At 73.2% G+C, this 663-nt stretch carries 1 protein-coding gene; it reads right to left on the bottom strand.

Annotation, left to right across the window (positions count from 1 at the left end):
- Positions 1–51 precede the first annotated feature (51 nt).
- The coding region (locus N800_RS16180; protein WP_036140560.1) for a hypothetical protein at positions 52–663 on the bottom strand (612 nt) is incomplete at its 5' end.

The following is a 663-nucleotide window of genomic DNA, read 5'->3' as shown; positions in this document are numbered from 1 at the left end:
GATAACGGGCCGCGACTTGCGGGGGCATGGCACTCCCGCCCCCGAAACCCCTCAGAGCAGCGCTTCGCGCGCCCGCTCCGCATCGTCGCAGTGCACGAAATTCACCGCCACGCCATGCGCGGCCAGCACCGCCGCGATCTGCCTTTGCCGCGCCTCGAAATGCCGGTGCTGGCGGTACTGCCGCTCCCGTCCGTCCTCGGTGTCGTTCGGCATGTCCGCCGCGTAGCGTGCGTGCCACGCCGCCGGCGTGAACATCGCGATGCGCGCTTCGCCCTGCGCATAGCGCACCAGCGGTTCCGGCGCCGCGTCCAGCCACGCCTCGCCATCGGGCTCCAGCAGCGCGGTCTCCAGCAGCGGCCACAGCGGCGCCAGGCCGGCGTGCTCGTACTGCATCGCCATCATCGCGGCGAGGTCGTGCACGGTCAGGTAGCGCGCGTGCTCCACCGCCAGGCCGAACGCCTCCTGTGCGGCCAGCGCGGTGTCGGCGCCGGCCATGCCGCGTTCCAGCAATTCGCGCTCGAAGGTGTCGCCCACGCGCGCGACCACCCCGGCCGCACCCGACAGCACGAACGGCACCAGCCGCAGCGGCCCGCCGACGAAGTCCGCCGAGGGCGACAGCGCGCCGGGCAGCTGCGCCTCGTGCGCACCGAAGGCGATGATGCG

The organism is Lysobacter daejeonensis GH1-9 (genome assembly GCF_000768355.1).
Lineage (GTDB): Bacteria > Pseudomonadota > Gammaproteobacteria > Xanthomonadales > Xanthomonadaceae > Aerolutibacter > Aerolutibacter daejeonensis.
The sequence above is the reverse complement of the archived record's forward strand: the minus strand, read 5'-3'. Positions and strand labels throughout refer to the sequence as shown.